The following is a 4,287-nucleotide window of genomic DNA, read 5'->3' on the forward strand; positions in this document are numbered from 1 at the left end:
CGCGCGAGGGAGTCGCGAGCGCACTGGGCGACCGACGGGAGCCCCGAGCGAGCGACGAGGCTGGGGAGGCGTGAGGTGCTGTGCGGTTGCGGGCGGGTGGGACTCAAAGGGGCAGTCGCCGGCGGCGTTGCCTCGCGGCTGGGGCTTTGGAGGTGTTCACCGCCCGATCTGCGGTTGGTTACTTATAAAGCGCCACTCACTCCACAGATCGCGTCAACTGTTTGCGGTACGCCTCGAAGCCCTGTTTCTCGTAGAACGCCAGCGCCCGCTCGTTGTCGACAGCGACGTCGAGCCGGAGCTCGCCGCAGTTCTGTTCGCGCGCGTCGACCCGCTCGGCGAGCTCGCGGTGATAGGGGAGCCACAGCTCGGCCGCGTAGCGGCGGAGAGCGTCGTCGACGGGCGGGAGGCGTCGGATCTCCACGCGACCGACTGCGGCCACGCGATTTAAAAAGGCTGTCGTGGCGTGCGAAGCGTCCGCATCCGCCGATATCCGGGAGACGAAAGCTTGAAACGCCGCTCGCCCGACCGCACGAGTATGGAACTGCGGGTCATCGAGAAGACCGACACGGAACTCCGCATCGAGATCGCCGGCGAGGACCACACGTTCATGAACGTGCTGAAGGGCGTCCTCTTGGAGACGGACGGCGTCGCGGCCGCGACCTACGACATGAACCCCGAGCAGTCCGGCGGCCAGACGGAGCCGGTGCTGACGGTGAAGTCGGAGTCCGACGACCCGCTCGACCTGCTCGCGGACGCCGCCGAGGCGATCACCGACCGGACCGGCGCGCTGCGCGACGCCGTGCAGGCGGCCTGAACCGGAGGCAGCCGGAACCGAGTTCGGCGCGGGGTCCGAGCGTCTTTTCGTACTCTCTTCCCGTTCAGCGAGCGGCCCGGCCGCCGAGCGAGGGACCATACCTAAGTACCGACTCGCGAAACGGGGTGGTATGCCACCGAGCGTACTCATGCTGGGATGGGGGTACCCGCCGAACATCACCGGTGGGCTCGACGTCCACGTCGGCGAACTGTTCACCGGGCTCCGCGACGAACTCGGGGTGGAGACCACCCTCGTGTTGCCCGCGGAGTTCGCCCCGGACGGCGAGCCGGGCCTCGAACCGGTGGAGACGGGCGACGGCGACGTCGCAGCCCGCGTCGAGCGCCTCAGCGACCGGTTCGCGGAGCTGGCGCCCGACTACGACGTGATCCACACGCACGACTGGTTCGGCTACGCGCCGGGGCGACAGGCCGCCCGGGCGTCGGACGCGACGTGGGTCTCGTCGTTCCACTCGCTCGCGAGCGACCGCAACATCGACCCGCCCAAGCGAGAGGTCGAGACCGAGCGCCGGCTCGCGAACGCCGCCGACACGAACATCGCCGTCAGCGAGATCGTCCGCGGCGACATCAGGGAGCTGTACGACGCCGACTCCCGGGTCGTGTACAACGGCTTCTCGACGCCGAAGTTCTCCGGGAAGGACGTCCGCGAGGACCTCGGCATCGACGGCGAGATGCTGTTCTTCGTCGGACGCCACACCGACCAGAAGGGCATCTCCCACCTGCTGTACGCGACGAAGAAGATCCGCGGGCGCGACGTCACTCTCGTCGTCGGCGGGTCTGGCCACCAGACCGACCAACTGAAGCGGTTCGCCGAGCTTCTCGGCATCGACGACCGCGTCGAGTTCGTCGGCTACGTCCCCGAGGCGGACCTCGGCGACTACTACGCCGCCTCCGACGCGTTCGTCTCGCCGTCGTACGCGGAGCCGTTCGGGATCACGATCACGGAGGCGCTGGAGGCGGGGACGCAGGTCGTCGCGACCCCCTCGGGCGTCGCCGAGGTGCTCCCCGACGGCTGTCTCGTGGAGGTCGAGACCGACTCGGAGTCGATCGTCGAGGGGCTCATCGAGGCGCTCGACCGCGAGCACCCCCCCGAGTACGAGCGCCGCGAGTGGCTGGACGTGGCGGAGGACACGCTGGCGGTGTACGAGGATGTCGCGTAAGCCGCGGCCCCGCGGCCCGGTTTTTTAAATAGGTCTACTCCTCGTCGCCGCGGTACACGTCGAACTCGGTCGCCGTCTCGGGGTGGTTGATCCGGAACCCCTCGGCCGTCTCGATCACGCCGCGGGTGCTCCCTGAGCTACCCCCGTACGGGCTCTCTTCCCCGTCGACCCCGCTCCCGCCCTGATACGGCGAGGTGTACGGCGACCCCGACACGGGCTCGTCGAAGCTCTCCGGCGGGAGGTAGATCCGCTCGCCGCCCTCGGATCGGACGACGACGGCCACGTCGCGGGTCCCGGTCACGTCGATGACGGTTCGCTCTCCCGTGACGCGCGCGTCGATGTCGATATCGTCCATGCCCCACCGTGCGGACGGGGGCGGCTTAGCCCTACCGGCCGTCGCGGGGCGGCGGACCGGCCTCGTCGCGCGCGCCGCGACCACCCCCGGTGGTGAATCCTTTTGTGCGGTCGCGTCGAAGTCGACTCCGATGGACGTCAACAGCCATGCCGAGGAGCTCGCCTCCGACCTCGGCGTCGACAAAGAGGAGGTCAAAGCCGACCTGGAGAACCTACTGGAGTACAGCGTCCCGATAGACGAGGCGAAACAGAGCGTCCGCCGGAAGCACGGGGGCGGCAGCGGCGGCTCGACGCCGACGCCCGACGCCGTCGACGTGGGCGAGATCACCACCGACAACGACGGCGTGACTGTCACCGTCCGCGTGCTCACGCAGGGGACGCGGACGATCCGCTACCAGGGCGACGACCTCACGATCCGCGAGGGGGAGATCGCCGACGAGACTGGCGTCATCTCCTACACCGCCTGGCAGGACTTCGGCTTCGAGCCCGGCGACTCGCTAACGATCGGCAACGCCGGCGTCCGGGAGTGGGAGGGCGAGCCGGAGCTCAACCTCAACGACTCCACCACCGTCGCCATCGCGGACGAGCCGGTCGAGGTCGATCACGAGGTCGGCGGCGACCGGAACCTCGTCGACATCGCCGCGGGCGACCGCGGGCGCAACGTCGAGATCCGCGTGCTGGAGGTCGACGAGAAGACGATCTCCGGACGGGACGGCGAGACGGAGATCCTCGAGGGCGTCGTCGGCGACGCGACCGCCAAGCTGCCCTTCACCGACTGGCAGCCGCGACCGGAACTGGAGCCGGGCGCCGACCTCCGGATCGAGGACGTGTACGTCCGCGAGTTCCGCGGGGTCCCCTCGCTCAACCTCACAGAGTTCTCGACGGTGACGCCCCTGCCGGACCCCGTCGAGGTCGCCGAGGACGCTCCCCGGCTCTCGGTCGGCGAGGCCGTCGCCTCCGGCGGGATGTTCGACGTGGAGGTCGTCGGCAACGTCCTCGAAATTCGGGACGGTTCGGGGCTCATCGAGCGCTGCCCCGAGTGCGGTCGCGTGGTCCAGAACGGCCAGTGCCGGAGCCACGGCGACGTCGACGGCGAGGACGACCTCCGCGTGAAGGCGATCTTGGACGACGGCACCGACACCGTCACCGTCGTCCTCGACGACGAGCTCACCGCCGAGGTGTACGGCGGCGGGCTCGACGACGCTCTCGAGGCCGCGAAAGAGGCGATGGATAAGGAGGTCGTCGCCGAGGCGATCGCCGACTCGGTGGTCGGGCGCGCGTACCGCGTCCGGGGGAACCTCTCCGTCGACGACTACGGCGCCAACCTCGACGCGAGCGAGTTCGCGCTCGCGGACGACGACCCGGGCGACGCCGCCCGAGCCGCGCTCGCGGAGGTGGGCGAATGAGCGACGACGGGCCGGGCGCCCGCGAGGTCGCCCACCGGGTGTTCGCCGCCGAGTTCGACGACGCCTCCCTCTCGTACTCCGAGAGCGACGAGGAGCGCGCCCCGAACTACGTCGTCACGCCGACCGGCGCGCGCGTGAACCGGCTGTTCGTCGCCGGCGTGCTCACCGAGGTCGAGCGCGTGAACGACGAGACGCGCCGCGGGCGGGTCGTCGACCCCTCCGGCGCGTTCGTCACCTACGCCGGCCAGTACCAGCCCGAGGCGCAGGCGTTCCTCGAACGCGCCGACCCGCCGTCGTTCGTCGCGCTCACGGGGAAGGCGCGCACCTTCGAGCCGGAGGACTCCGACCGCGTGTTCACCTCGGTCCGGCCCGAGAGCCTCAACGAGGTCGACGCCGACACCCGCGACCGGTGGGTCGTCTCCGCCGCGGAGGCGACGCTCGCCCGGCTCGCCGTCTTCGCGACGGCACAAGCCAATGCCCTCCGGGCAGACAACCTCCCCGCGTCCCTTGTTTTTGTTGTTGTGCCCACAACACAA

General features: G+C 70.0%; 5 protein-coding genes and 1 pseudogene. 4 read left to right on the forward strand and 2 right to left on the reverse strand.

Annotation, left to right across the window (positions count from 1 at the left end):
• Positions 1-196 precede the first annotated feature (196 nt).
• Entirely contained in the window at positions 197-421 is a 225-nt protein-coding gene (locus OQF71_RS13930) for a GNAT family N-acetyltransferase (protein WP_280588408.1), read from the reverse strand.
• Between the two features lie 114 nt (positions 422-535).
• Here OQF71_RS13930 and OQF71_RS13935 point away from each other — a divergent pair, with 114 nt between their 5' ends.
• Both OQF71_RS13935 and OQF71_RS13940 read left to right on the forward strand, forming a co-directional pair.
• Entirely contained in the window at positions 536-814 is a 279-nt protein-coding gene (locus OQF71_RS13935) for a DNA-directed RNA polymerase subunit L (protein ID WP_123114231.1), read from the forward strand.
• Positions 815-962: 148 nt separating this feature from the next.
• On the forward strand, positions 963-1,991 hold the full coding sequence (locus OQF71_RS13940) for a glycosyltransferase family 4 protein (protein ID WP_280588411.1): 1,029 nt from the start codon (positions 963-965) through the stop codon (positions 1,989-1,991).
• A gap of 34 nt (positions 1,992-2,025) precedes the next feature.
• On the opposite strand, the gene OQF71_RS13945 is transcribed toward OQF71_RS13940, so the two are convergent.
• Positions 2,026-2,346 carry a hypothetical protein gene (locus tag OQF71_RS13945; RefSeq protein WP_280588409.1) on the reverse strand — a complete coding sequence of 107 codons (321 nt, stop codon included), beginning with the start codon at positions 2,344-2,346 and terminating at the stop codon, positions 2,026-2,028.
• Positions 2,347-2,476: 130 nt separating this feature from the next.
• Here OQF71_RS13945 and OQF71_RS13950 point away from each other — a divergent pair, with 130 nt between their 5' ends.
• Together OQF71_RS13950 and OQF71_RS13955 are read left to right on the forward strand one after the other, a co-directional pair.
• Positions 2,477-3,751 carry a Single-stranded DNA binding protein gene (locus OQF71_RS13950; RefSeq protein ID WP_280588410.1) on the forward strand — a complete coding sequence of 425 codons (1,275 nt, stop codon included), beginning with the start codon at positions 2,477-2,479 and terminating at the stop codon, positions 3,749-3,751.
• Positions 3,748-4,287, forward strand: a pseudogene (locus tag OQF71_RS13955) (hypothetical protein); the annotation flags it as partial. The gene OQF71_RS13950 and the pseudogene OQF71_RS13955, both read left to right, overlap by 4 nt.

This window comes from Halorubrum sp. Boch-26, from assembly GCF_029889805.1.
In the GTDB taxonomy this organism is placed as follows: Archaea; Halobacteriota; Halobacteria; order Halobacteriales; family Haloferacaceae; genus Halorubrum.